This window comes from Pseudarthrobacter woesei, from assembly GCF_055412745.1.
The window spans coordinates 208,861-232,235 of the sequence record NZ_JBVAYU010000008.1 but is presented as its reverse complement, the minus strand read 5'-3'; the positions used below and the strand labels follow the sequence as shown (position 1 = coordinate 232,235).

General features: G+C 67.5%; 22 protein-coding genes and 2 pseudogenes. 10 read left to right on the top strand and 14 right to left on the bottom strand.

Annotated features, from left to right (window positions below; genetic code table 11):
* The 3 genes and pseudogenes from ACZYZE_RS13570 to tkt form a co-directional block, all read right to left on the bottom strand.
* Positions 1 to 169: pseudogene (locus ACZYZE_RS13570) on the bottom strand (glucose-6-phosphate isomerase); the annotation flags it as partial.
* Between the two features lie 5 nt (positions 170 to 174).
* A complete protein-coding gene (tal, locus tag ACZYZE_RS13565; protein ID WP_459317971.1) occupies positions 175 to 1,290 on the bottom strand; it encodes a transaldolase in 1,116 nt (371 codons plus the stop codon).
* A 68-nt stretch (positions 1,291 to 1,358) separates the two neighbouring features.
* Positions 1,359 to 3,476 carry a transketolase gene (gene tkt, locus ACZYZE_RS13560; RefSeq protein WP_463908188.1) on the bottom strand — a complete coding sequence of 706 codons (2,118 nt, stop codon included), beginning with the start codon at positions 3,474 to 3,476 and terminating at the stop codon, positions 1,359 to 1,361.
* A 562-nt stretch (positions 3,477 to 4,038) separates the two neighbouring features.
* On the opposite strand from tkt, the gene ACZYZE_RS13555 reads away from it, so the two are divergent.
* Positions 4,039 to 5,001, top strand: coding sequence for a heme o synthase (locus ACZYZE_RS13555; protein ID WP_463908178.1), 963 nt, complete (start codon positions 4,039 to 4,041; stop codon positions 4,999 to 5,001).
* A 113-nt stretch (positions 5,002 to 5,114) separates the two neighbouring features.
* Here the strand turns inward: ACZYZE_RS13555 and ACZYZE_RS13550 are convergent, their stop codons facing one another.
* Genes ACZYZE_RS13550 through ACZYZE_RS13540 form a run of 3 tightly spaced genes read right to left on the bottom strand, consistent with a single transcriptional unit; the run spans position 5,115 to position 7,829 of the window.
* On the bottom strand, positions 5,115 to 6,056 hold the full coding sequence (locus ACZYZE_RS13550) for a COX15/CtaA family protein (RefSeq protein ID WP_463908176.1): 942 nt from the start codon (positions 6,054 to 6,056) through the stop codon (positions 5,115 to 5,117).
* Between the two features lie 7 nt (positions 6,057 to 6,063).
* Positions 6,064 to 6,864, bottom strand: a complete 801-nt coding sequence (locus ACZYZE_RS13545; protein WP_463908174.1) for an ABC transporter permease — start codon at positions 6,862 to 6,864, stop codon at positions 6,064 to 6,066.
* On the bottom strand, positions 6,861 to 7,829 hold the full coding sequence (locus ACZYZE_RS13540; protein WP_463908173.1) for an ABC transporter ATP-binding protein: 969 nt from the start codon (positions 7,827 to 7,829) through the stop codon (positions 6,861 to 6,863). Before ACZYZE_RS13540 ends, ACZYZE_RS13545 begins: the two co-directional genes overlap by 4 nt.
* Before the next feature lie 146 nt (positions 7,830 to 7,975).
* Here ACZYZE_RS13540 and ACZYZE_RS13535 point away from each other — a divergent pair, with 146 nt between their 5' ends.
* From ACZYZE_RS13535 to ACZYZE_RS13510, 6 genes are all read left to right on the top strand, one after another.
* Positions 7,976 to 8,830 carry a helix-turn-helix transcriptional regulator gene (locus tag ACZYZE_RS13535; RefSeq protein WP_463908171.1) on the top strand — a complete coding sequence of 285 codons (855 nt, stop codon included), beginning with the start codon at positions 7,976 to 7,978 and terminating at the stop codon, positions 8,828 to 8,830.
* Positions 8,830 to 10,293, top strand: coding sequence for a Fe-S cluster assembly protein SufB (sufB, locus tag ACZYZE_RS13530; RefSeq protein WP_459317965.1), 1,464 nt, complete (start codon positions 8,830 to 8,832; stop codon positions 10,291 to 10,293). Before ACZYZE_RS13535 ends, sufB begins: the two co-directional genes overlap by 1 nt.
* Entirely contained in the window at positions 10,293 to 11,579 is a 1,287-nt protein-coding gene (gene sufD / locus ACZYZE_RS13525) for a Fe-S cluster assembly protein SufD (RefSeq protein WP_459317964.1), read from the top strand. Before sufB ends, sufD begins: the two co-directional genes overlap by 1 nt.
* Before the next feature lie 31 nt (positions 11,580 to 11,610).
* A complete protein-coding gene (locus ACZYZE_RS13520; RefSeq protein ID WP_459317963.1) occupies positions 11,611 to 11,970 on the top strand; it encodes a non-heme iron oxygenase ferredoxin subunit in 360 nt (119 codons plus the stop codon).
* Positions 11,971 to 12,054: 84 nt separating this feature from the next.
* Entirely contained in the window at positions 12,055 to 12,852 is a 798-nt protein-coding gene (gene sufC, locus ACZYZE_RS13515; protein WP_459317962.1) for a Fe-S cluster assembly ATPase SufC, read from the top strand.
* Between the two features lie 13 nt (positions 12,853 to 12,865).
* On the top strand, positions 12,866 to 13,198 hold the full coding sequence (locus tag ACZYZE_RS13510; protein WP_459317961.1) for a metal-sulfur cluster assembly factor: 333 nt from the start codon (positions 12,866 to 12,868) through the stop codon (positions 13,196 to 13,198).
* Between the two features lie 124 nt (positions 13,199 to 13,322).
* Here the strand turns inward: ACZYZE_RS13510 and ypfJ are convergent, their stop codons facing one another.
* Positions 13,323 to 14,210: a KPN_02809 family neutral zinc metallopeptidase gene (ypfJ, locus tag ACZYZE_RS13505; protein WP_463908168.1), complete on the bottom strand. Its 888-nt coding sequence runs from the start codon at positions 14,208 to 14,210 to the stop codon at positions 13,323 to 13,325.
* Positions 14,211 to 14,268: 58 nt separating this feature from the next.
* Between ypfJ and ACZYZE_RS13500 the strand changes: the two genes are divergently transcribed.
* Both ACZYZE_RS13500 and ACZYZE_RS13495 read left to right on the top strand, forming a co-directional pair.
* Positions 14,269 to 15,675: an AMP-binding protein gene (locus ACZYZE_RS13500; RefSeq protein WP_463908166.1), complete on the top strand. Its 1,407-nt coding sequence runs from the start codon at positions 14,269 to 14,271 to the stop codon at positions 15,673 to 15,675.
* Positions 15,668 to 16,918 (top strand): thiolase family protein, encoded by a 1,251-nt coding sequence (locus tag ACZYZE_RS13495; RefSeq protein ID WP_463908163.1) that lies wholly within the window; start codon positions 15,668 to 15,670, stop codon positions 16,916 to 16,918. Before ACZYZE_RS13500 ends, ACZYZE_RS13495 begins: the two co-directional genes overlap by 8 nt.
* A 171-nt stretch (positions 16,919 to 17,089) precedes the next feature.
* Here the strand turns inward: ACZYZE_RS13495 and ACZYZE_RS13490 are convergent.
* The 3 genes and pseudogenes from ACZYZE_RS13490 to ACZYZE_RS13480 all read right to left on the bottom strand — a co-directional run.
* A pseudogene (locus tag ACZYZE_RS13490) lies at positions 17,090 to 17,716 on the bottom strand (energy-coupling factor transporter transmembrane component T family protein); the annotation flags it as partial.
* Positions 17,713 to 18,492 carry an energy-coupling factor ABC transporter ATP-binding protein gene (locus tag ACZYZE_RS13485; protein ID WP_463908161.1) on the bottom strand — a complete coding sequence of 260 codons (780 nt, stop codon included), beginning with the start codon at positions 18,490 to 18,492 and terminating at the stop codon, positions 17,713 to 17,715. The pseudogene ACZYZE_RS13490 and the gene ACZYZE_RS13485, both read right to left, overlap by 4 nt.
* Positions 18,489 to 19,151, bottom strand: coding sequence for a biotin transporter BioY (locus ACZYZE_RS13480; protein WP_459317956.1), 663 nt, complete (start codon positions 19,149 to 19,151; stop codon positions 18,489 to 18,491). The genes ACZYZE_RS13485 and ACZYZE_RS13480 overlap by 4 nt, the downstream gene beginning before the upstream one ends.
* 323 nt (positions 19,152 to 19,474) lie before the next feature.
* Here ACZYZE_RS13480 and ACZYZE_RS13475 point away from each other — a divergent pair, with 323 nt between their 5' ends.
* Positions 19,475 to 21,073 carry an ABC-F family ATP-binding cassette domain-containing protein gene (locus ACZYZE_RS13475; RefSeq protein ID WP_459317955.1) on the top strand — a complete coding sequence of 533 codons (1,599 nt, stop codon included), beginning with the start codon at positions 19,475 to 19,477 and terminating at the stop codon, positions 21,071 to 21,073.
* Between the two features lie 83 nt (positions 21,074 to 21,156).
* Here the strand turns inward: ACZYZE_RS13475 and ACZYZE_RS13470 are convergent, their stop codons facing one another.
* Genes ACZYZE_RS13470 through ACZYZE_RS13455 form a run of 4 tightly spaced genes read right to left on the bottom strand, consistent with a single transcriptional unit; the run spans position 21,157 to position 23,195 of the window.
* Positions 21,157 to 21,624 carry a YbaK/EbsC family protein gene (locus ACZYZE_RS13470; RefSeq protein ID WP_459317954.1) on the bottom strand — a complete coding sequence of 156 codons (468 nt, stop codon included), beginning with the start codon at positions 21,622 to 21,624 and terminating at the stop codon, positions 21,157 to 21,159.
* A gap of 12 nt (positions 21,625 to 21,636) precedes the next feature.
* Positions 21,637 to 22,512, bottom strand: a complete 876-nt coding sequence (locus tag ACZYZE_RS13465) for an SURF1 family cytochrome oxidase biogenesis protein (protein WP_459317953.1) — start codon at positions 22,510 to 22,512, stop codon at positions 21,637 to 21,639.
* Positions 22,513 to 22,761: a hypothetical protein gene (locus ACZYZE_RS13460; protein ID WP_463908158.1), complete on the bottom strand. Its 249-nt coding sequence runs from the start codon at positions 22,759 to 22,761 to the stop codon at positions 22,513 to 22,515.
* On the bottom strand, positions 22,758 to 23,195 hold the full coding sequence (locus ACZYZE_RS13455; protein ID WP_459317951.1) for a DUF3099 domain-containing protein: 438 nt from the start codon (positions 23,193 to 23,195) through the stop codon (positions 22,758 to 22,760). The genes ACZYZE_RS13460 and ACZYZE_RS13455 overlap by 4 nt, the downstream gene beginning before the upstream one ends.
* Between the last annotated feature and the right edge of the window lie 180 nt (positions 23,196 to 23,375).

Genomic DNA, 23,375 nt, shown 5'->3' with positions numbered 1-23,375 from the left:
CCTCAACCCAGCCGAGCCGGACGGACGCCTCAGCCTCGGCGTCGGGGCCCCACAGGGTGGGGTCCTTGGCGAAGATCCGGGTGGCGACCTTGTCTTCCAGCAGGGCGGGAAGGTGCTGTTCGTGGGCGTGGCGGGCAGCGCCCGTAGCGTCGTAGCTGAGGGTGGTCATGGGGACTAGGAGTCCTTCCGGGCAGCGGCGAGGGCGCCCTCGACGTCGGCGAGGAGTTCCTTCCAGCTGGCCACGAACTTGTCGAGGCCTTCGGACTCGAGCAGCGCGACGACCTCGTTGTAGGAGATGCCGAGGGCATCGAGCGCGTTGAGCGTGGCGTTGGCGGCGTCGTAGCCGCGGCTGATCGTGTTGCCCGTGACCGTGCCGTGGTCGAAGGCCGCATCGAGCGTCTTTTCCGGCATGGTGTTCACAACGCCGGGGGCGACGAGTTCCGTGACGTACAGGGTGTCCGGGTAGGCCGGGTCCTTGACTCCGGTGGAGGCCCACAGCGGACGCTGCGGGCGGGCGCCGGCGTCGGCCAGCACCCCCCAGCGCTCGGTGGAGAAGAGCTCCTCATAGACCTGGTAGGCCAGGCGGGCGTTGGCCAGGCCGGCCTTGCCCTTGAGCGCGCGGGCCTCGTCGGTGCCGATCGCGTCGAGTCGCTTGTCGATTTCGGAGTCAACACGGGAGACGAAGAAGGACGCCACCGAGTGGATCGTGGCGAGGTCGTGGCCGTTGTCCCTGGCCTGCTCGAGGCCGCTCTGGAAGGCGTTGATGACGGCGCGGTACCGCTCAAGGGAAAAGATCAGCGTCACGTTGACGCTGATGCCGGCCGCCACAGTGGCGGTGATGGCTTCCAGGCCTTCAAGCGTGGCAGGGATCTTGATCAGGACGTTGTCCTTGTTGACCCTCTTGTAGAGGTGCTTGGCTTCGGCGATAGTGCCGGCGGTGTCCCAGGCGAGGCGGGGATCCACCTCGATCGACACGCGGCCGTCGACGCCCTTGGTGGCGGCGGCGACGGGAGCGAACAGCTCGCAGGCGTCGGCGACGTCGGTCGTGGTGATTTCGAAGACGGTCTCTTCGACGGTGGCGCCGGCCGCGGCCTGGGCGGCGATGACGGCGTCGTAGTCGTGGCCGGTGGTGATGGCCGCGTGGAAGATGCTCGGGTTCGTGGTGACGCCGACAACGTTTTTCTCTTCGATGAGCTTACGGAGGGTGCCGGTGTCCAGGCGTCCGCGGGACAGATCATCGAGCCAGATGGAAACGCCGGCGTCGGACAGCTGCTGGGTGGGGGTAGTCATGTGTTAACTCCTGGAAGTCTGGGGCCGCCGCCGGTTGGGGCGGCGGCCCGGAAAGCGTGAAGTTTGGGTCAGGCCGTGAGGCCGGCGAGGGAATCCTTGGCCGCGGCGGCAACGGCCTCCGCGGTGATGCCGAACTCCTGGAAGAGGCGCTTGTAGTCCGCCGAGGCACCGAAGTGCTCGAGGGAGACCGTACGGCCGGCGTCGCCGACGAATTCCCGCCAGCCCAGGGCAAGCCCGGCTTCGACAGACACCCGCGCCTTGACCGCGGCGGGCAGGACCGTTTCGCGGTAGGCGGCGTCCTGCTTGTTGAACCACTCCACGCACGGCATGGAAACGACGCGGGTGGCGATGCCGTCGGCCTGCAGCGCTTCGCGGGCGTTGACGGCCAGCTGGACCTCCGAGCCGGTGCCGATCAGGATGACCTGCGCCGCGACGGTCCGGCCGTTGGCCGAGGCTTCGGCCAGGACGTACCCTCCCTTGGCGACGCCGGCGGTGGAGCCGAAGGTGTCGGCCTCGGCGTCGGACGCCCCGCGGGCGTAGGTGGGGATGTTCTGCCGGGTAAGGACAATGCCGGCCGGATTCCCATGGTTCTCCAGCATGATTTTCCAGGCTGCCGCGACCTCATTCGCATCTCCCGGGCGGACCACGTCCAGGCCCGGGATGGCGCGCAGCGAGGCAAGCTGCTCCACCGGCTGGTGGGTGGGTCCGTCTTCGCCCAGGCCGATCGAGTCGTGCGTCCAGACATACAGGGACGGGACCCCCATAAGCGCGCCGAGGCGGATGGCCGGGCGCTGGTAGTCACTGAAGATCAGGAACGTGCCGGAGAAGGCGCGGGTGCGGCCGTGCAGGCTGATGCCGTTGACGATTGACGCCGCGGCGTGCTCGCGGATGCCGAAGTGCAGCACGCGGCCGTAGGGGTTGCCCTTCCAGGAATCCGTCTGCCGGGACGCCGGAATGAACGACGGCGAACCCTCGATGGTGGTGTTGTTGGACTCGGCTAGGTCGGCCGAACCGCCCCACAGCTCCGGCATGACCGGACCAATGGCGTTCAGGACCTTGCCGGACGCGGCCCGGGTGGACATGTCCTTGCCGGCCTCGAAGACCGGGAGGGCGGCGTCGAGTTCGGCCGGGAGCTTGCGGGCCTCGACGCGCTCGAGCAGGGCGGCACCCTCGGGGTTGCCGGCCTGCCAGGCCTCGAAGGAGTCCTGCCAGGCGCTGCGGGCGGCCGCACCCCGTTCCGTGGCTTCACGGGTGTGGGCCAGGACGTCGCCGTCGACCTGGAAGGAGCGCTCCGGGTCGAAGCCGAGGACCTTCTTGAGTCCTGCGACTTCCTCGGCGCCGAGGGCGGAGCCGTGGATCTTGCCGGTGTTCTGCTTCTTGGGGGCCGGGTAGCCGATGATGGTGCGCAGCGAGATGATGGACGGTTTGCCCGTCTCGGCCTTGGCGGCGAGGAGGGCCGCGTGGAGTTCGGCCACGTCCTCCTTGTATTCGCCGGTCCGGGTCCAGTCGACGCGCTGGGTGTGCCAGCCGTAGGCTTCGTAACGGGCCAGGACGTCCTCGGTGAAGGCGACGTCGGTATCGTCCTCGATGGAGATGTGGTTCTCGTCGTAGATGACCACAAGGTTGCCGAGCTCCTGGTGGCCGGCGAGCGAGGAGGCCTCGGACGTGACGCCTTCCTGCAGGTCGCCGTCGGACGCGATGACCCAGATGGTGTGGTCGAACGGGCTGGTGCCCGCGGCGGCGTCGGCGTCGAACAGGCCGCGTTGACGGCGCTGGGAGTAAGCGAAGCCGACCGCCGAGGCGAGGCCCTGCCCGAGCGGGCCGGTGGTGATCTCCACGCCGGCGGTGTGCCGGTACTCCGGGTGGCCGGGGGTCAGCGAACCCCAGGTGCGCAACGCCTGCAGGTCCTTCAGCTCCAGGCCGTAGCCGGAGAGGAACAGCTGGATGTACAGCGTCAGGGAGGTGTGGCCGGGGGATAGGACAAAACGGTCCCGTCCCAGCCAGTCGGGGTTCGTCGGGTCATGCCGCATCAGCTTCTGGAAGAGAAGGTAGGCGGCCGGAGCCAGGCTCATGGCGGTGCCGGGGTGGCCGTTACCGACCTTCTCGACGGCGTCGGCGGCGAGGACGCGGACAGTGTCCACGGCTCGCTGGTCCAAGCTGGTCCAAGACAGTTCTTGCTCTTCCAAATGTGGCACGAAAACCGGGCCCCTCTCTGTGCTGACGGCGGGAGGTATGGTCAGTCCCGTCCGGGGCACAGTTCGGTGCCCGCTGCGGTACGTACCAGCCGTTCACCATCGAAACGTTGATCTATCATTCAGTCGCGCGGGCATGTGCACGTGTGCAGAGACGGCCGTTCCGGCTGCCACCCGTGCGCGCTGATCTGCAGACAGCTTAGCCCTATTCCACCTGCCGGGCAGTGTATATCTCACCAAATGGACGGGATTTCCGCTTATATGAATCACCGCCGTCCGCGGCGGCGGTGAGCCCGCGTTTACCTGTTCGAATCACGGCAGCGTGGCGGGGACATCCCGGGGATGTTCCGGGGGATGTTCCGGGGGATGTTCCGGGGGATGTTCCGGGGGATGTTCCGCGGACCTTCGCAGGGGCCCGGCGCGCCGCGGGTCCGCGGTATGATGGTGCGTGGCTACCAACGGGGGCGAGGACACGCCTGTGCGCTGCGCGTGGACCCCTTCGATATGCAACTCGCGTTGCGGATACAAGCCGGACTGAACAGCCAGACAGAACAGAGTGACTGCCACCGTGAGCACAACAGATACACCGCTGAATGCCTCTTCGATCACCGGAAGAATCGGCTTCGCCCGCAAAGCCAGGGCCTACCTGGCGCTCACGAAACCGCGAGTCATTGAGCTCCTGCTGGTCAGCACGCTGCCCACCATGATCTACGCGGAGCGCGGGTTCCCCTCGATCGGGCTCATCCTGGCGACCCTCGTGGGCGGTGCCTTTGCCGCCGGAAGCGCCGGGTCTTTCAACTGCTACATCGACCGCGATATCGACAAGCTGATGCACCGGACCGAGAACCGGCCGCTGGTCACCGGCGAGGTCACCCCGCGCGAGGCACTCATCTTCTCCTGGCTCCTGGGCGCGGCAGCGATCGCGATCCTCTGGTTCGGAGCCAACCCGCTCTCCGCCTGGCTGGGGCTCGGCGCCATCGTCTTCTACGTGGTCATCTACACGATGATCCTCAAGCGCCGGACCGCCCAGAACATCGTCTGGGGCGGTGCCGCCGGCTGCTTCCCCGTGCTGATCGCGTGGGCTGCAGTGACCAACACCGTGGAGTGGCCCGCCGTCGTCCTCTTTATGGTGATCTTCCTCTGGACGCCGCCGCATTACTGGCCGCTGTCCATGCGCTACGGCGAGGACTACCGCAACGCCAATGTGCCGATGCTCGGTGCCATCGCCGGCGCCAAGGTGGTTTCGGTCCAGGTGGTCCTGTACGCGTGGGCCATGGTGGCGTGCTCACTGCTGCTGGTTCCGGCCGGCGGGGCGGGCTGGGTCTACACGGCGACCGCCGTCGTTGCGGGCGCCTGGTTCCTGTACGAATCCCATGCCCTGTACACCCGGGCGCACAACGGCGACGTGTCCGACAAGGGCGCCATGAAGGTATTCCATGGCTCCATCAGCTACCTGACCCTGCTCTTCATTGCCCTGGCCTTGGACCCGTTCATCGGTTCCCCGATCATGGGCGGCTAGCACCCGGCGCCTCCCTGCCAACAGCAACGCGGGGTCACTTACGGCCCATCCGGCCCCCCGGAATGGGCCGTAGGTGACCCCGCGTTGTTTGGTGATCGGAGCGGACGGTGCGCCTATTTCACCGGGCTGTACCGGGCGAGGTCGGCGGCGTTGATGGCTGCGCTCATCAGCAGTGCGGCACAGAGCATGTGCGCTCCGACCAGCAGCGCCGGAATTCCGTTGTAGTACTGCGTGAAGCCGATGACGGCCTGCAGCACGGTGACGCCCAGGAGCATAAACGCGGCGGTGCGGAACGGCCCGGTGATCCGGCCACGGAGCACGAGGAACACTGCGAACAAGGCACCGGCCGTCACGAGATAGGCCGGCACGGCGTGGATGTGCGAGAACAGGTCCCAGTCCAGGCCGTTGCGCGGGGCATCGGCATCGCCCGCGTGGGGTCCCGCCCCGGTGACGACGACACCGAGGCAAACGGCCAACGCGGAAAAGAGCGCGACGGCGGTCATCACCGGGCGTGCGGCGCCCGGCAGCGCGGCCAGTTCAGCCGTACGGACCTTTCCGGTGCGGCCGTAGGCACGGTTCACGAGCAGGGTCGCGAGGACCACGAGTGCCATCGAGACCAGGAAATGCATGCCGACAACCCACGGGTTCAGCTGGGTCAGCACGGTGATGCCGCCGATGACGGCCTGGGCCGGGATGCTGGCGAGCAGCCCCAGGGCCAGCAGGAAGAGGTCGCGGCGTTCCTTGCGCAGATTCCACAGGTACACGAGCATCATCACGGCGATGGCAGCAAGCGCAAAGGTCAGGAGCCGGTTGCCGAACTCGATGACCCCGTGGATCCCCATTTCCGGGGTGTTCAGGAGGGACGTGTCCGTGCACCGCGGCCAGGTGGGGCAGCCGAGGCCCGAGGAGGTGAGGCGGACGGCGCCACCGGTCACAATCAGCAGGGTCTGGCCGATCAGGGACAGCACGGCCAGCCGCCTGACCGTCTTGTCGACGGTGACAGGCAGCCGGGAGGTCATTCGGGACACGATCCGGGGGCGGGACGCCGTACTCACAGTTTTCTCAATTCCACTTGAACCAACGGGTTGCTGCGCCGCCGGCGATTGCCGTCCAGAGCAGCAGGATAAGGACGGCACCGGCATTGATGCTGCCGTCCAGGAAAGCATCCCTCAGCGCCTGTCCCAGCGCGCCGGAGGGGAGGAACTGCACGATAGCCTGCACCGGGGCGGGCAGGCGTTCGGCAGGGATCACGATGCCGCCCAGGGCGCCCAGGAGAATCCACAGCAGGTTCGTGATCGCGAGCGTCGCCTCGGGCCGGACCGTGCCGGCCACCAGCAGGCCCAGCGCCGTGAAGGAGGCGGCGCCCAACACCAGCAGCGCGAGTCCCGGCAGCCAGCCCAGCGGGTGGGGCTGCCAGCCCAGCACCAGGGCCACCGCGGTGACGACCAGCACCTGAAGGGACAGCACCGCCAGGACGGCCAGGACTTTCCCTGCGATTAGTCCGGTGCGGCCCAGGGGCGTGGTGGAGAGGAAACGCAGCACGCCGTAGCGGCGGTCGAAGCCGGTGGAAATGCCCTGGCCGGTGAAAGCGGTGGACATGGCGCACAGGGCCAGGATGCCGGGCACCGCGACGTTGATCCGGCTCGAACCAAGCCCGTCCAGCAGGGGCGTCACGGTCAGGCCGCCCATGGCCAGCAGCGGAAGAACGATCGCGAGGATCAGTTGTTCGCCGTTGCGGAGCATGGTGATGGTCTCGTATTTGCCCTGCAGCAGGATCCGGCGAAGGAGTGGGGCGGGGGCACTGCCCAGGGCGGTGGCGGCGGGCGCTGTCCCCTGCGGGGCGTTGCCCGGAACGGCAGTCATCGGATCTCCCTTCCGGAGATGTCCAGGAAAACGTCCTCGAGGCTGCGGGCCTCGAGGCTCAGGGAGCTGGGCATGATCCCGCGCTCCGCCCAGCTGGCCGTGATCGCCGCCAGATCCGCGGGGGTAAGGGCACCCGTGGCGGCGTAGCTGCCGGCGCGGGCCTCGGTGACGCTGACGCCGTCGGGCAGTATCCCGGTAAAATCCAGCCCCGGTTCGGTCTCAAACAGCAGGGTGCGGATGTGCTGCTCCCCGGCGTCGGGCGGCAGGGGGTGCTGCAGTAGCTGCGCGACGGTTCCTTCGGCAACGTTCCGGCCGGAGTCGATGATATAGACGTAGTCGGCGAGGCGCTGGGCGTCGTCCATGAGGTGGGTGGTCAGGACGATCCCCATCCCGTGGTCCCGTAGTTCGGAGATCAACTCAAACACCAGCTGGCGTGACTGCGGGTCCAGCCCCGAGCTCGGTTCGTCGAGGAAGAGCACCTCGGGCCTGCCGACGAGGGCGGCGGCGAGGGCGAGCCGCTGCTTCTGCCCGCCGGAAAGGCGCCGCACGGACGTGCGGCTGAAGGCATCGATGCCGAGCCGGCCGATGAGCTCGTCCACCGGCCACGGGTCCTGGTACATGCCGGCAATATGCCTCAGGAGGGGGATGGGCCGGGCCGACGGCGGCAGCCCGCCGTCCTGCAGCATCACGCCGACGCGCGAGCGTAATTCGGCTCCGGCGGTGTCCGGATCCTGCCCCAGCAGCCTGATGCTGCCGGCGGTGCGCTTCCGGAGTCCCTGGGCGCATTCGATGGTGGTGGTCTTGCCTGCGCCGTTGGCTCCCAGCAGGGCGGTGACCTGTCCGCGTTCGGCGACGAGGGAAATGCCGCTGACCACCCGCAGCATTTTACCGTCGAGGGCGGGCAGCGGACCAACATCCTTGATGAGCCCGCTGATGGTCAGGACGGGGGATTCGGGAGATCGCACCAAAGCATTCTACGTGATGTAGTACGGCGTGGCCCGGCCTCCCGCTGTGCGTTGCCGTGCGCGCGACGGCGGCGCACAACGGCGCACGGCGGGAGGATAGCCATGCCTTACTGGCCTGGGGGACTAAATTACGACATGATTGTGTTGTGTATTCCATGAGCCCCTCTTCTTCCGTAGCCCTTGCGCGGCGCGGCGCCTCAAACGCGCCTGCTTCCGCTGCGGGCACGTCAGTGCCGGCGGCCACGTTACCGGCGGCCGACGCCGACGAACGCACCCGGGACCGGGTGCTGAACGCGGTGCTGGAGCATGGCCCGATCAGCGCCGCCGAACTCGGAGAGCTGCTCGGGTTCACCCCCGCCGCCGTGCGCCGGCACCTGGACCACCTCTCCCGCAACGGCGTGATCGAGGTCAAGCGGGCCGCCCGCTCCGGTGCCGGAGCGGGACGCCCCGCACGCCGCTATGTCCTTAGTTCCCAGGGTCAGTCCACGCTCGGCAACGACTACCTCGACATCGCCACCCTGGCGCTGCAGCGGCTCAATGAAATGGCCGGCCCCGAGGCGGTGCGCCAGTTCGCCGTCGAGCGTTTCGCCGAGATGGAACGCCGCTATGCGCCCGAAATCGAGCAGGCGGGGACTGACATCACGGCCCGCGCCCGGGTGCTGTCCGAGGCCCTGAGCCGTGACGGCTTCGTCGCTTCCGCGGCCTCGATTGAGGCGAAAGCGCCCCTGCCGGCAGCGCTCTCGAGCGTCCAGCTGTGCCAGGGCCACTGCCCCATCCAGCAGCTGGCCGCGCAGTTCCCCGTGTTCTGCGATGTGGAGACCGAGGTGTTCTCCCGGCTGGTCGGCGTCGATGTGCGCCGGCTGTCCACGCTGGCCCGCGGCGGCCATGTCTGCACCACCCACATACCTACAGGCCGTCCGGCGGCCGCGGGGCCTCACAGCACCGCTGCCGCACCGGGCAACCTGGACGAAGTATCCAACCATCTGCAAGAAAGGCCGTGATGACGGACCAACTATCAGAGAACAAGGTTGCTGAATCTACTGTGATTTCGGAAATTCTGGAAAAGAATCCCGAGCTCCACGGAATCGGCACCTACGAATACGGCTGGTCCGACAAGAACGACGTCGGCGCCAACGCCCGCCGCGGCATCAATGATGAGGTTGTCCGCGACATTTCGGCTAAGAAGAACGAGCCGGAATGGATGCTGGACCTGCGCCTCAAGGGCCTGAAGTACTTCGACCGCAAACCCATGCCCACGTGGGGTGCGGATCTCTCCGGCATCGACTTCGACAACATCAAGTACTTCGTGCGCTCCACGGAGAAGCAGGCCAAGACGTGGGAAGACCTTCCCGAGGACATCCGGAACACCTATGAGAAGCTGGGCATCCCGGAAGCCGAGCGCAGCCGCCTCGTCTCCGGCGTCGCAGCCCAGTACGAGTCCGAGGTTGTCTACCACCAGATCCGCGAGGACCTGGAGGAGCAAGGCGTCATCTTCCTGGACACGGACACCGCGCTGCGCGAACACCCGGAAATTTTCCAGGAGTACTTCGGCACCATCATCCCGGTGGGCGACAATAAGTTCGCTTCGCTGAACACTGCGGTCTGGTCCGGCGGTTCCTTCGTCTACGTGCCCAAGGGAGTCCACGTGGACATCCCGCTGCAGGCCTACTTCCGCATCAACACGGAAAACATGGGCCAGTTCGAGCGCACGCTGATCATCGCGGACGAGGACTCCTACGTCCACTACATCGAAGGCTGCACCGCACCGATCTACACCTCGGACTCGCTGCACTCCGCCGTCGTGGAGATCATCGTGAAGAAGGGCGCCCGCGTCCGCTACACGACCATCCAGAACTGGTCCACCAACGTGTACAACCTGGTCACCAAGCGCGCCATCTGCGAAGAAAACGCGACGATGGAGTGGATCGATGGCAACATCGGCTCCAAGGTCACCATGAAGTACCCGGCCGTCTACCTGGTCGGCGAAGGCGCCAAGGGCGAGACCCTGTCCATCGCATTCGCGGGGGAGGGCCAGCACCAGGACACCGGCTCAAAGATGGTCCACATCGCACCGAACACCAAGAGCTCGATCGTGTCCAAGTCCGTGGCCCGCGGCGGCGGCCGTGCCGCGTACCGCGGCCTGGTCCAGGTCCGGGAAGGCGCCAAGCACTCGGCCAACACGGTCCGCTGTGACGCCCTGCTGGTGGACACCATTAGCCGCTCGGACACGTACCCGTACATCGATATCCGCGAGGACGACGTGACCATGGGCCACGAGGCCACGGTCTCGCGTGTCAGCGAAGAGCAGCTGTTCTACCTGATGTCCCGCGGCATGCGCGAAGACGAGGCCATGGCGATGATCGTCCGCGGCTTCATCGAGCCGATTGCCCGCGAGCTGCCGATGGAATACGCCCTCGAGCTGAACCGACTGATTGAACTGCAGATGGAAGGATCGGTCGGTTAATGACTGACATCACTACTGAAAAGGCCCGCATCGGCGCGCCCTCGGCCAAGCCGTTCATCAACGGTTTCACCGAGGAAGGCGAGAGCCTTTCACCGTTGAACGCCGCAGAGTCCAAGTCACCGCTGGCCGGCGAAGCGGTCAAGCGCCACTCGCACGGCGGCGGCGTCGGCATCCCGGACAGCTCACGTGCCGGCCGCCTGACCTCCTACAAGCTGGCGGACTTCAAGCCGCTGACCGGCATGGAGGAAGACTGGCGGTTCACTCCGCTCAAGCGCCTCCGCGGCCTGCACACGGACGTCCTCAACGGGGCCGCACCTTCCGTGAGCGTCACCGCTCCGGACAGTGTCACTGTGGAAACCGTCGGCCGGGACGACCGCCGGATCGGCTCCGCGGCCATCCCCGAGGACCGGGTCTCCGCGAACGCCTGGGAAAACTTCACCGAGGCCACCGTCATCACGGTTCCCGCCGAGGTCCAGGTCGACGGCGAGGTCAGCGTCCTGCTGACCGGCCAGGGCACCGAGGCTTCCGCGCAGCACGTCGTGATCGTCGCCGAGAAGTTCTCCAGGTCCGTCGTGGTCCTGGACCACCAGGGCACCGCCGTCGTCTCGGAAAACGTCGAGATCCTCGTGGGGGACGGCGCACAGCTCACCGTCATCTCGCTCCAGGAATGGGACGACGACGCCGTGCACGCCTCCTCCCAGCAGGTAAAGCTCGGCCGCGACGCCAAGTTCAAGCACATCGTCGTCAGCCTCGGCGGCGACCTTGTGCGCGTCACGCCGTCGGCACGCTTCACTGCCCCGGGCGCCGAAGTGGAACTGTTCGGCCTGTACTTCGCCGACGCCGGCCAGCACCTCGAGCAGCGCCTCTTCGTGGATCACGCGGTGGCCAACTGCAAGTCCAACGTGCTGTACAAGGGCGCCCTGCAGGGCCGCAACGCGCACACCGTCTGGGTGGGCGACGTCCTGATCCGCAAGGAAGCAGAAGGCACCGACACCTACGAGGCCAACCGCAACCTGGTCCTCACTGACGGCGCCCGCGCGGACTCCGTGCCGAACCTGGAGATCGAGACCGGCCTGATCGCCGGCGCCGGCCACGCCAGCGCCACCGGACGGTTCGACGACCAGCACCTGTTCTACCTGATGGCCCGCGGCATTCCGGAAGAGGTGGCCCGCCGTCTGGTGGTCCGCGGCTTCCTGAACGAGATCATCCAGCAGATCAAGGTTCCCGCCATCGAAGAGCGCCTCACGGCCGCTGTCGAGCGTGAACTCGCGGCAACGGACAACTAGTGCGCAGCACTAGAGAACACGGAATCTTTTCATGACTGAACAGCCACGGGGCGAGCTCGTCTGCAACGCCAGCGAGATCCAACTCAAGCAGGCGCTGAGGATCCTGGTCGACGACTATCCTGTCGCGATCGTGAAGGACTCGATGGGCGAAATCCATGCCATCGGTGACACCTGCTCGCATGCGGACATCTCCCTCTCCGAAGGCGAGGTGGAAGGCTGCAAGATCGAGTGCTGGGGCCACGGCTCCCAGTTCGACCTGCGTAGCGGCGAGCCGCTCCAGCTGCCGGCCTATGATCCTGTTCCCGTCTTTGCCGTGACCGTGCTGGACGACGAGGTCTATGTGGACTTCACCAACGTCCTGAACGGCGCCGAGGCACCGACCTTCAGCTGACCCGCGGTCAGCAACGCACCAGAAAACTCATCGCCAAGAAACCGCACAGTGCCGGACGGCACGGTGCAGAGGAGAACAAGACATATGTCGACTCTTGAGATCAAGGACCTGCACGTCAGCATTGACACCGAGCAGGGCACCAAGGAAATCCTGAAGGGCGTCAGCCTGACCATCAGGACCGGCGAGACGCACGCCATCATGGGCCCCAACGGCTCCGGCAAGTCCACCCTGGCGTCCACCATCGCCGGCCACCCGCGCTACAACGTGACCGCCGGCACCATCACAATGGACGGCGAAGACGTCCTCGCCATGACCGTGGACCAGCGCGCCCGTGCCGGCCTGTTCCTGGCCATGCAGTACCCCGTTGAGGTCCCCGGCGTCAGCATGACCAACTTCCTGCGCACCGCCAAGACCGCGATCGACGGCGAAGCCCCCAAGCTGCGCACGTGGACGAAGGACGTCAAGGCTGCCATGGCGCAGTTGCGCATCGACGCCGACTTCACCCAGCGCAACGTCAATGAAGGTTTCTCCGGCGGCGAGAAGAAGCGCGTCGAGATCCTCCAACTGGAGCTCTTCAAGCCGAAGTTCGCCATCCTCGACGAGACCGACTCCGGCCTCGACGTCGACGCACTCAAGGTTGTCTCCGAGGGCGTCAACCGCGCCCACGCCGAAGGCAACATGGGCACCCTGCTCATCACGCACTACACTCGGATCCTGCGCTACATCAAGCCGGAATTCGTCCACGTGTTCGTTGACGGCCAGGTTGTGGAACAGGGCGGCCCGGAGCTCGCCGACCGCCTTGAAGAAGAAGGCTACGACCGCTACGCCACCGGCGCAGGGGCGGCCACCATCGCTGCCGCTGACGCGGCGGCACAGGCCTAGTTAGGACTCCGCCATGACCGAACTAAATGTGGCCCGCACGGGCCTCGAGGATGTTGAAGAGGCACTCAAGGATGTGATCGACCCGGAACTCGGGGTCAACATTGTTGATTTGGGCCTGCTGTACGGCCTGAAGTACTCAGACGACGACGGCGCCCTGCTCATCGACATGACGCTCACGACGGCCGCCTGCCCTCTCACCGATGTAATCGAGGAGCAGGTCGGCAAGTCCCTCGACGGGGTCGTCGACGAGTGGCGCCTCAACTGGGTGTGGATGCCGCCGTGGGGTCCGGAACGGATCACCGAAGACGGCCGCGACCAGATGCGTGCCCTCGGCTTCAACATCTAGGTCCCGCTGACGACGACGCCGGCCCCACCTCACAGAGGCGGGGCCGGCGTCCTCGTTTCATCTATTGCTCCACAGACGCCCTATCGGCGCGCCACAACGGCAGCTGTTGGGGCGGCCGATGGGGCTACGGTGCGGCGACGGCGAAGGTGTCGCACTGGTTGATGTCGCCCGTGGTGTAGCCGCGGTAGAACCACTTCTGCCGCTGATCGCCGGAGCCGTGGGTCCAGGACTCCGGGGAGACCCGGCCGGTGGCAGCCTTCTGGATCCGGTCATCGCCGACGGCCGAGGCGGCGGAGAGGGCATCCCGCAGGTCCTGTTCCGTCAGCGGATCCAGGAACGGCAGCCCGGTGGTGGGGTCGTTTGTGGTGCTCGCGTGCCGCGCCCACAGACCGGCGTAGCAGTCAGCCTGCAGCTCCACGCGGACGGCACCGGATTCCGGCCCCTGGGGATCCTGCTGGGCACGGTCCAGATTCCCGAGCACGTTCTGGACATGGTGGCCGAACTCGTGGGCCACGACGTACTCCTGCGCCAGCGGGCCGCCCGAGGATCCGAAGCGGTCCACGAGTTCCTGGAAGAAGCCCGGGTCAAAGTAGGCTGTCGAGTCGGCCGGGCAGTAGAACGGACCGACCTCGGAGGTCGCCGCGCCGCAGCCGGTACCGGTGCCGCCGGCGAAGATCACGGTCTCGGGCTGGGGATACTTTTTGTTGTACTGGGCCAGGTAGGCCGGCCAGAACGCGTTGAGGCTGTTCACGGTACCCGTAATCCTGCAGTCAAGCCGGGCATCGGCATCCGCGCCGGTCTTGCAGGCCGGGCTGGTGCCCTGGCTTTGCGCGCCGGGGTCCTGGGTGGTTCCGGTGAGTCCTTCGAGCAACTGCGGATCGATCCCGAGGAGGGCGGCGATCAGGAGCACGATGCCGCCACCGATGCCCACCCCGACTTTGCTGCCGCGGCCCATGCCGCGCCGGTCCTGGACCTGGGAAGGGTCCAGCTGGACGTTGTCATTGAAACTCATGCTGTCACAATATCGGTTACCGGGAACGGGAGCGCCAACGGCCGGTAAAGTTGAACCGATGCCCTTTCTCGACAGACTCCAGCGCTGGGCCGACGAGCGCCCCGACGGTACCGCCGTCGTCGTGGCCGGACAACGGCTGGGCTGGGCGGAGCTAAGGGAGGCCGCCGCCGCACTAGTTGGCGCTGCTCCGGCGGTCACCGTGCTCTCGGAAGGCAACTCCCTGCACTTCGCCGTCGCCTTCGCCGCGGCCATCGCCGGCGAACGGCAGTGCGCCGTGCTGGATCCGGCCTGGCCGCGGCAACTGCGGGACGGGATCACGGACAAGATCCGGGAGGCGGTGCCGTCGGCCGCAGCGTTCCCGGCCGGCGTTGAACTCGCCGACGGCCCGCCCGATTCGCCCTTCCTGATCGGGCTCACCTCCGGGACCACTTCCGTCCCGAAGGCCTTCACCCGGACCCGCCGTTCCTGGCAGCAGTCCTTCGACGCTTCCATCGAATTCTTCGCTCTGGTCCCGGACGACAGGACCCTCGCCCCCGGGCCGCTGGCCGCCAGCCTGAACCTCTATGCCCTGGCCGAGTGCCTTTACGCGGGTTCGGAATTCCACACGCTGGAAAATTTCGACGTCGGTGACGCGCACGCCGCCGTGAGCCACGACGGGATCACCCGGCTCGTCCTCGTCCCCACCATGCTGCGGCTGCTCAGCGAACGGGGCCTCAGCGGCGGGGTGGACGCCTCGGGCATCGGCACCATCATCTGCGCCGGCTCAAAGCTGGATGCCCGGACCCTTGGGGCGGCCCGCCGCTGGGCGCCCAACGCCACAATCTTCGAGTACTACGGCGCCTCGGAGCTCAGCTTCGTCTCTGGCGCCGGCCTGCGTCCCGGGCAGCAGCCGGAGCCGGGCGGAACCGGCATCGGGAAGCCTTTTCCCGGCGTCGCAATCCGGATCCTCGATGACGACGGCACGGCACTGCCGGACGGCACTGACGGCAACATTTGCGTCCGCAGCGGCATGGTCAGCGACGGCTATCTCTGGGGCGACGACGGGCAGGCCCTGCAGAGCTTCGACGGCTGGCACACCGTGGGGGACCAGGGCTACCTCGACGACGGGACCCTGCACATGCTCGGGCGGCGCTCGGACATGATCATCACCGCCGGCACCAACGTTTACCCCCACGAAGTGGAGCTGGCTCTGGCCTCGGTTCCCGGGGTCACCTCCGCGGTCGCCGCCGGGCTGGCGGACGATCTCCGCGGCCAGCGGGTGGTGGCCGCCGTCGTACCGTCCCACGGCGGGATCACCGCAACCCAGCTGAAGGCGGGCGTCGAGGACGTGCTCGCACGGAACAAGCGGCCGATGGAGTACTTCGCGCTGGCCGAGCTTCCGCTGACTGACCGCGGCAAGGTCAGCAGGCAGCTCCTGCTTGACTGGATCGCCGGCAACGACCCCCGGATCCGGCGACTTGGCTGAGCTCCGCGGGACGGGTGTTCCGGAGGTGCGGGCCTCGCCGGAGAATCAGCCCCTTCCGGACCACCGGCAACCCGTCATTATCGCCGCACGCCGCACCCCGGTCTGCCGCGCCAACGGCGCCCTGAAGGCCTTGCGCGCCCACGAGCTGCTGGCCCCTGTTCTGCGCAGCCTGCTCGGGGAGGCCGGGGTTTCGTCCTCAGCGGTGGCGGATGTCGTGATCGGCAATGCGGTTGGCGGCGGCGGGAACGTGGCCAGGCTCGCGGCCCTCGAAGCCGGACTGCCCGTCAGTGTCCCCGGCATCACGGTGGACCGCCAGTGCGGTTCCGGGCTGGACGCGATCGTCCTGGCGTCCCGGCTCGTGGCGGCCGGCGGGTCCATCGGCGGCGGCGTATATCTTGCCGGCGGGGTGGAGAGCATCAGCACGGCACCGCTCCGGGCCCACCGGGATGCCGACGGGGCCCCGGAGTTCTTCGCCAGGGCGCAGTTTGCACCCCTGGCCCTCGGCGATCCGGACATGGGGGTTGCCGCCGAAAATGTGGCCGCCCGCTTCGGTATCAGCCGGGAGCGGCAGGACCGGCTGGCGCTGCGCAGCCACCGGCGCGCCCTGGCTTCCGCCGCGGCGGGCTTCTTCGACGCCGAGATCGTTCCGCTGGCTGGTGTTGCCGGACCGGGGGGCTTCCGCTCGGTCGGTTCCGACGACGGGCCGCGCCGGGGCCTCACGGAGGCTGTGCTCTCCCGCTTCCCGCCGGTGTTTGCTCCGGGCGGCACCGTCACCGCGGGGAACTCCTGCTTCGACGCCGACGGAGCCGCCGCCGTCGTGATCACCTCCGTGGAGCGCGCCCGCGAACTCGGCGCCAGCGACGGGTTACTCCTGCTGGGCGCGGACACTGCCGGAGTGGACCCGCAACTGCTGGGAATCGGGGCGGCTGCGGCGGGGGAGCGGCTGCTCGCGGCCTTGCACGCGACACCACCCGACCTGGATCTGGTGGAGTTCAACGAGGCCTTTGCGGCCCAGTGCCTCGCGTGCCTGGAGCTGCTGGGTATCGATCCGGAGCGTGCCAACCTCGACGGCGGCGCACTGGCTTTGGGTCACGCCTACGGGGCCTCCGGCGCGGTGCTCGTGACGCGGATCCTGGCCCAGGCACGCCGCCGTGGGGTGGACGGACAGCTGGCCCTGGCCCTGATCAGTATCGCCGGGGGCATGGGCACCGCCGCACTGCTGGAATACCGCGCCTTCCCCTGACCACCGCGGGACATGCCCATTCCTGGGCTCGGCCAGTGGACATAGTGGGCCTATGTCCACGGGCCCGCGTCAGGGGAGGGCATGTCCCCCGGGGGCAGCGGGCCGGGTGTGCCTCTTGGCCTCGTGCCTGCCCTCGTCCTCGTGCCTGCCCTTGGCCTCGAGCTTGGCCTCGTCGTCGTGCTCGGCCTCGCCCAGTCCCCGGGCCGCAAGAGCATCGCCGGTCTGCCGGGCGAAGGCCACGGTGGTGATGAAGACCGGGAGTATCAACGCCCGGGGGTTGCGTTCCAGTCCGCGGGCCCGGGCGGAATCGCGGACATCGCTGTACGCGCCCGCGATAAACGGGATGCTGCGGAGCATGATGGCGATCGTCAACGCGAAGCGCTCCGGATCCGCACCCAAGCGCCGGAACGGCCTCGCTAGGGAAGCTACCCCGTCCAGCAGTCGCTGCACGGGAGTGGTGGCGGTGAGGATTGATGCCGCCACAATACAGACCAGCACGTTGAGCACGATCCGCGCCGCAGTGGGTCCGCCGAGCTGCCACCACTGGAACAGCCCGATCACCGCCAGGACCGGCAGCACAGGACGGACCGCCCGGAACAGCCGCGACAGACCCGCACCGCTGAGCAGGAACAGCGCGCACATCAGGACAAAGGATGCGGCCGCTACGGCCCAGTCCACGATCAGGAATGACGCCATGCCGCAGCTGAGGACCAGCAGGAACTTCAGCCATAGCGGTGCGCGGTGCAGCAGGGAGTCGCCGGGCACATAGTTCGCCAGCAGGAATCCGTGGCCGCTCACAGCTGCCCCAGCCTCCGCTCCTCAAGAGGCCGGCTCTCCAGGCGCGGCGGTTCCAGCCCCGCGCCGGAAGCCGGGAGAACCGCCGCACAGAGCGCCCGGTAGTGGGCGACGGCGGCGGCCGGACCGCCGTCGAACACGACCGTACCGGCGTCGACGACGAGCACCCGGTCCATGTCCAGCGCGAGTTCAAGGTCGTGGGTTGAGAGGATGACCTGCTGGCGGAGTCCGGCCAGGGTCCGGCGGAGCAGTTCCCGGTTGCGCAGGTCCAGCAGGGTCGACGGCTCGTCCAGGACCAGCACCTTCGGGTCCACGGCGAGGACCGCGGCGAGGGCCAGGAGCTGGCGTTCCCCGCCGGAGAGTTCGTAGATGCTCTGGTCCGCCAGGTGCAGCAGCCCAAAGCGGTCCAGGGTTGCCTCCGACTGCCTGCGCCGCTCCGCGGAATTCCGGACCGAGCGCCTGAGCGACAGCTCAACGTCCTCGCGGCCGGTGGGCATCACCAGCTGCGACAGCGGGTCCGTAAAGACAAATCCCACGCGGCGGCGGACTTCCCGAACTGCGCGGACGGTATCCGAGCCGTCCACCAGCACGGAGCCGCTGGTCGGCGCCACAAGCCCGTTCAGGAGCCGCAGCAGGGTGGACTTGCCGGAGCCGTTGGCGCCGATGACGCCGATCCGCGGCTCCCCGAGGTCCAGCGACACCCCCTGGAGCAGGGTCTTGGGTTCGGTGCGGCCGTCAACCTGGACCCGCACCGCCACCCGGTCCAGGACAATGCTCACCGGCGGACTTCCGCCGTCGCGCCGTCGCCCGCCCGGACCCGGCGGATGAGCAGATCCGGAAAGGCCTTGTGCAGCGCCAGGGCGATGGTCACGGCCAGTGCGTTCTTGATCACATCTCCGGGGTAGAAAACCAGGTCGGCGAGGAAGGCCTTTGAGAAGTCCAGCTTCGCGTTAACCATCATCCCCAGGATTCCGAGGCCGTGGACGAAGATGATGCTGCTCACCATCGCGGCGGCGAAAAGGAGGACCGCACGAAGCCTGCCGGGACGGCCCGCAGTGCGGCGGAATACGACGACGGCCAGCCAGCCCACCGCCGCGGCTGCAAACACGAAGCCGACGATGTAGCCCGCCGAGGGTCCGGCGAGGACGCCGAATCCACTGCGTCCGCCGCTGAAAATAGGCAGGCCGGCGAGGCCCAAGAGAACGTACAGTCCGACGGCGGCGAAAGCCCGCCCCGGGCCGAGCGCCAGCCCCGTGAGCATCACGGCCAGGGTCTGAAGCGTGATGGGGACGCCGAGTCCGCCCACCGGAATGGCGGCAATCAGGGCGGAACCGGCCACGAGCGCGGCGAAGACGGCGATCAGGCCGAGGTCGGTGGCGTTCCAGCGGTGGCGCCGCCGGGCGGGGGTGACGGCAGCGGTGCTGTCGGTCTGCGTCATGGGAGTTCCTATCGAGAGTGAAACGGGGAGCTGCTTCTGATTATGACTTTACGAGCATGGCGGGCGGGGTTTTTTGTAGGTGATGCACTAACGGGCGGGCCGGCAGCTGGAGGGCCGCACCAAAGGGCCCCGGTAGCGCATGGCGGTGCATGGCTGGCACCGCCGTCGTCCGTCGATTCCTCCAGCCGGCGGGCTCTTGTCATCCGGCTGAGGCAGTGCCGGTAGACTGGCAGAGGCCGAACTCTTGGCCACACTGCCCCGGCCCCCTCCAGATTCCATCCGTTGTGCCGCGGCGTTCCCTGTTGTGAAAGGCCTTAGCTGCATTGATTACCGTCCAGGATCTCGAACTGCGCGCCGGCGCCCGCCTCCTTATGGACCAGGTGAGCTTCCGGATCGACAAGGGAGACAAGATCGGCCTTGTGGGCCGTAACGGTGCAGGCAAGACCACACTGACCCGGGTGCTCGCTGGCGAGGGCCTTCCCGCCGGCGGCAAAGTGACCCGCAGCGGCGAGATCGGCTACCTGCCGCAGGATCCCCGGACCCCGGACATGGAGCAACTCGCCCGCGACCGGATCCTTTCCGCCCGCGGCCTGGACATTGCCGTCAACAAGCTCAAGCAGACGCACGAGGACATGGCCAGCGAGGACGCCGAGGTCCAGCGCAAGGCGATGAACCGCTACGACCGGCTGGAATCCGAGTTCCTGGCCGCCGGCGGCTACGCGGCGGAGGCCGAGGCCGCCTCGATCTGCTCCAACCTGGCCCTCCCGGACCGGCTGCTGAACCAGCCGCTGAAGACCCTTTCCGGCGGCCAGCGCCGCCGTGTGGAGCTTGCCCGCATCCTCTATTCGGGCGCCGAGACCATGCTGCTCGATGAGCCCACCAACCACCTCGACGCCGATTCCATCACCTGGCTCCGCGAGTTCCTCAGGAACCACCAGGGCGGGCTGATCGTGATCAGCCACGACACGGAACTGCTCGAAGCCACGGTCAACAAGGTGTTCCTGCTGGATCCCAACCGCGCCCAGATCGACTTCTACAACATGGACTGGAAGCGCTACCTCCAGCAGCGCGAAACGGACGAGCGTGCCCGCAAGCGGGAGCGCGCCAACGCGGAGAAGAAAGCCCAGGTCCTCATCGACCAGGCCAACAAGATGCGCGCCAAGGCCACCAAGGCCGTCGCCGCGCAGAACATGGCCAAGCGCGCCGAGCGCCTGCTGGGTGGCCTCGAAGCCGTGCGCGCCACCGACCGCGTGGCAGCCCTACGCTTCCCGGATCCGTCGCCGTGCGGCAAGACCCCGCTCACCGCGGACGGCCTCAGCAAGTCCTACGGCTCACTGGAAATTTTCACCGACGTGGACCTCGCCATCGACCGCGGCTCCAAGGTTGTCATCCTGGGCCTCAACGGCGCCGGCAAGACCACCCTCCTGCGCATGCTGGCCGGCGTCGACAAGCCGGACACCGGTGAAGTCGTTGCGGGCCACGGCCTGAAAGTGGGCTACTACGCCCAGGAGCACGAGACACTCGACGTGGACCGCACCGTGCTGCAGAACATGCGCTCCTCCGCCCCGGACATGAACGACGCGGAAGTACGCAACATCCTGGGCTCGTTCCTCTTCTCAGGCGACGACGTCGACAAGCCCGCCGGTGTGCTGTCCGGCGGCGAGAAGACCCGCCTGGCCCTGGCTACCATCGTGGCCTCAAGTGCGAATGTGCTGCTCCTCGACGAGCCCACAAACAACCTCGACCCGGCCAGCCGCGCCGAAATCCTCGGGGCCCTGAGTAACTACACCGGCGCCGTCGTGCTGGTGAGCCACGACGAAGGTGCCGTCGCTGCGCTGAACCCCGAGCGTGTTGTGCTGCTGCCCGACGGCATCGAGGACCACTGGAACGAAGACTACCTGGACCTGATCACGCTGGCGTAGCCTCTTCCGGGTGGGCGGCTTCGCGCCTCGCCCGCATGATTTGCCGCGTGCTCGCTTGTGCCGACGTCGCCTTTTCGCATTCGCTAGCGGACTTTAAGAACTTGGGCTTCGGTGATCCGGTGCAGCTCTTCGTAGCTAATCGAAAACATCGAGTGGTGGTCGCCCGCGCCCGCCCAGAGCACGGGGTGGGCTGACAGAGACTCGTCCAGCAGGGTCCTGATCCGTTCCGGATGCCCCACCGGGGCCACACCACCCACTTCCTGGCCGGTGTGCTCCAGGACGAAGCCGGGGGTGGCGCGGCGGATCCTGCCGGTGCCCAGCTGTGTGGCAACCTTCCAGACATCAACCCTGGCGGCGCCGCTGGCGAGGATGAGCAGGGGAGAGCCGCCCACGTCGAACACCAGGCTGTTCGTGATCGCGGCGACGTCGCAGCCCAGCGCGGCCGCCGCTGCGGCCGCCGTCGGGACCCCCGACCCGAAGACTCTGACCGTGTCCTCAGCACCTGCCGCGACGAGCGCGCGCTTCACCTTGGCTACTGGTTCCGGGTACACGCGGGCGCTTCTCTAGTAACCCTGGGCGTCCAGGATGGCATCTTCCGCTTCCTCCGCGGTCGCGTTCTTCCGCTTCCGGGGGACCGGCCGGCGTCGGACTGCCGGGCCGCTGGAATGCATGAAACCGTCATCCGCCCCGGCTTCTGCATCCTCGGCGTCAATCGCCGCGTTCCGCGCCTGCTGCCGGGCCGCGTAGCCAAAGCCGATGAACAGCAGCACACCGAAGGCGAACCACTGCAGCGAGTAGGACAGGTGTGTTCCCTCATTGGTGGACGGCTTGGGAAACGGGAAGGGCATCTCAGCCACGGCCGGGCTTTCCGCGGCCAGCTGGCCGTAGGCGCCGGTGAGCAGCGGATAGCCCAGCTGCGCGGAGTAGGCGGCGAGGTCAATCGAAGCCAGCTGGCCGTCCGGGGCGCCGCGCTGGAGCTCTGGCTCGGCCGGCTTGAGGCGGGCAATGACGGTCACGGTGCCCTGCGGCGGCGCAGGAACCGAGTCGGGCCGGCCCGGATTGCTGTTGCCGATCGGCAGCCAGCCCCGGTCGATGACGACGGTTTCTCCCGTTTCGAGTCGAAGGGGAACCACGACTTCGTAGCCGGGCTGCCCGTTGAGCGGCCGGTTGCGGACGATGCGCTGGCCGGACAGGTCGTAGCTGCCCTTCAGTTCCACCTGGGTCCACTCGCGGTGCGCGTCCAGCGAGCTGAACTGGTCCGCGACCTCAGCGAACGGCACGGGAGCGGCGGAATAATTGGAGGTGACGCGGTTGATTTCGGCCAGCGTCTCCGCCCGGCGGTCCATCTGCCATCGGCCCAGACCCACACAGGCGGCGGCGAAGATCGCGGCCAGCAACAGGTACCCCAGCCATTTGCTGGAGAAGAGAAAACGGTACATTCATCTTGCCTTGCCGGCGTCGTCCAACGCCATGGTTTCTTTCCAGAGCCCGCGGGTCTGGAGATAGTCCTCGAACCAGTCCCGGTGCTCTCCGCAGGCGAGCCAGATCTTGCGCCGCTCCGGTGTGTGGATTTTCGGGTTGTTCCACAACAGCTGCCATTCTGCGGCTGCCCGGCAGGCCTTGCGCGAGCAGACTGCTTCGGACGGCCCGGCCGCCCCGCCGTTTCCGGCCAGGTCAAGAAGGTTCATGAGGCTGCCCGCCCGTGCTCGCCGTCGTCGTCGGCACGTTCTTCGTCGTCGGCCAGCTCACCCTGCAGCAGCGTCAGCGACGGGTCCTCAGGCGCGGGGACCCCGGAACCGGCGCCTGTCTGGGGCGCGGCGGCCGCGGCGGAAAGTTCGCCCAGGGGAACGTAGTCCAGCAGGGAATCGCTGTGGATCTCGGCCTTGTCACTGCCGTTGGCGATGATGACGGCAACCCAAGGCAGGAACACGGCGCCGATGACCGGGATCACCTTGAACCAGCCGTCCACCACAAAGATCAGGATCAGGCACACCATGCGTATGCCCATGGCCACGGCGTACTTGATCATCCGCTGGCGCATCTCTTCGGAGTGCGCGGTGGCGGCGTCCGTAATGCTGTGTACCTCGGTGTCACCAGATGGTTCATCCGGGTTCCCGGGCATCGGCACACCTGATCGGTTTTTGAGTGTCAAGGCTGTCAGATCACGCTCCCAAGGCTTACTACAATTCTCTCACCATCGGGGGAGCCGCCCAAACACATGACTGCCGGGCGCTAAGATCGGAGGCAGGAAAATCCAGCCCCCAGCGCGGCGCCGTTGCGCCGCAGAATCCCGGAGCACCAA

What these genes read in the sequence shown, in the direction of transcription:
- ACZYZE_RS13500 (WP_463908166.1), top strand. Translation starts at nt 14,269, where the DNA reads ATGCCCTTTCTCGACAGACTCCAGCGCTGGGCCGACGAGCGCCCCGAC.
- sufB (WP_459317965.1), top strand. Translation starts at nt 8,830, where the DNA reads ATGACGGACCAACTATCAGAGAACAAGGTTGCTGAATCTACTGTGATT.
- ACZYZE_RS13545 (WP_463908174.1), bottom strand. Translation starts at nt 6,864, where the DNA reads ATGACTGCCGTTCCGGGCAACGCCCCGCAGGGGACAGCGCCCGCCGCC.
- ypfJ (WP_463908168.1), bottom strand. Translation starts at nt 14,210, where the DNA reads ATGAGTTTCAATGACAACGTCCAGCTGGACCCTTCCCAGGTCCAGGAC.
- ACZYZE_RS13465 (WP_459317953.1), bottom strand. Translation starts at nt 22,512, where the DNA reads ATGTACCGTTTTCTCTTCTCCAGCAAATGGCTGGGGTACCTGTTGCTG.
- ACZYZE_RS13520 (WP_459317963.1), top strand. Translation starts at nt 11,611, where the DNA reads ATGACTGAACAGCCACGGGGCGAGCTCGTCTGCAACGCCAGCGAGATC.
- sufC (WP_459317962.1), top strand. Translation starts at nt 12,055, where the DNA reads ATGTCGACTCTTGAGATCAAGGACCTGCACGTCAGCATTGACACCGAG.
- ACZYZE_RS13480 (WP_459317956.1), bottom strand. Translation starts at nt 19,151, where the DNA reads ATGACGCAGACCGACAGCACCGCTGCCGTCACCCCCGCCCGGCGGCGC.
- ACZYZE_RS13455 (WP_459317951.1), bottom strand. Translation starts at nt 23,195, where the DNA reads ATGCCCGGGAACCCGGATGAACCATCTGGTGACACCGAGGTACACAGC.
- tal (WP_459317971.1), bottom strand. Translation starts at nt 1,290, where the DNA reads ATGACTACCCCCACCCAGCAGCTGTCCGACGCCGGCGTTTCCATCTGG.
- ACZYZE_RS13510 (WP_459317961.1), top strand. Translation starts at nt 12,866, where the DNA reads ATGACCGAACTAAATGTGGCCCGCACGGGCCTCGAGGATGTTGAAGAG.
- ACZYZE_RS13460 (WP_463908158.1), bottom strand. Translation starts at nt 22,761, where the DNA reads ATGAACCTTCTTGACCTGGCCGGAAACGGCGGGGCGGCCGGGCCGTCC.
- sufD (WP_459317964.1), top strand. Translation starts at nt 10,293, where the DNA reads ATGACTGACATCACTACTGAAAAGGCCCGCATCGGCGCGCCCTCGGCC.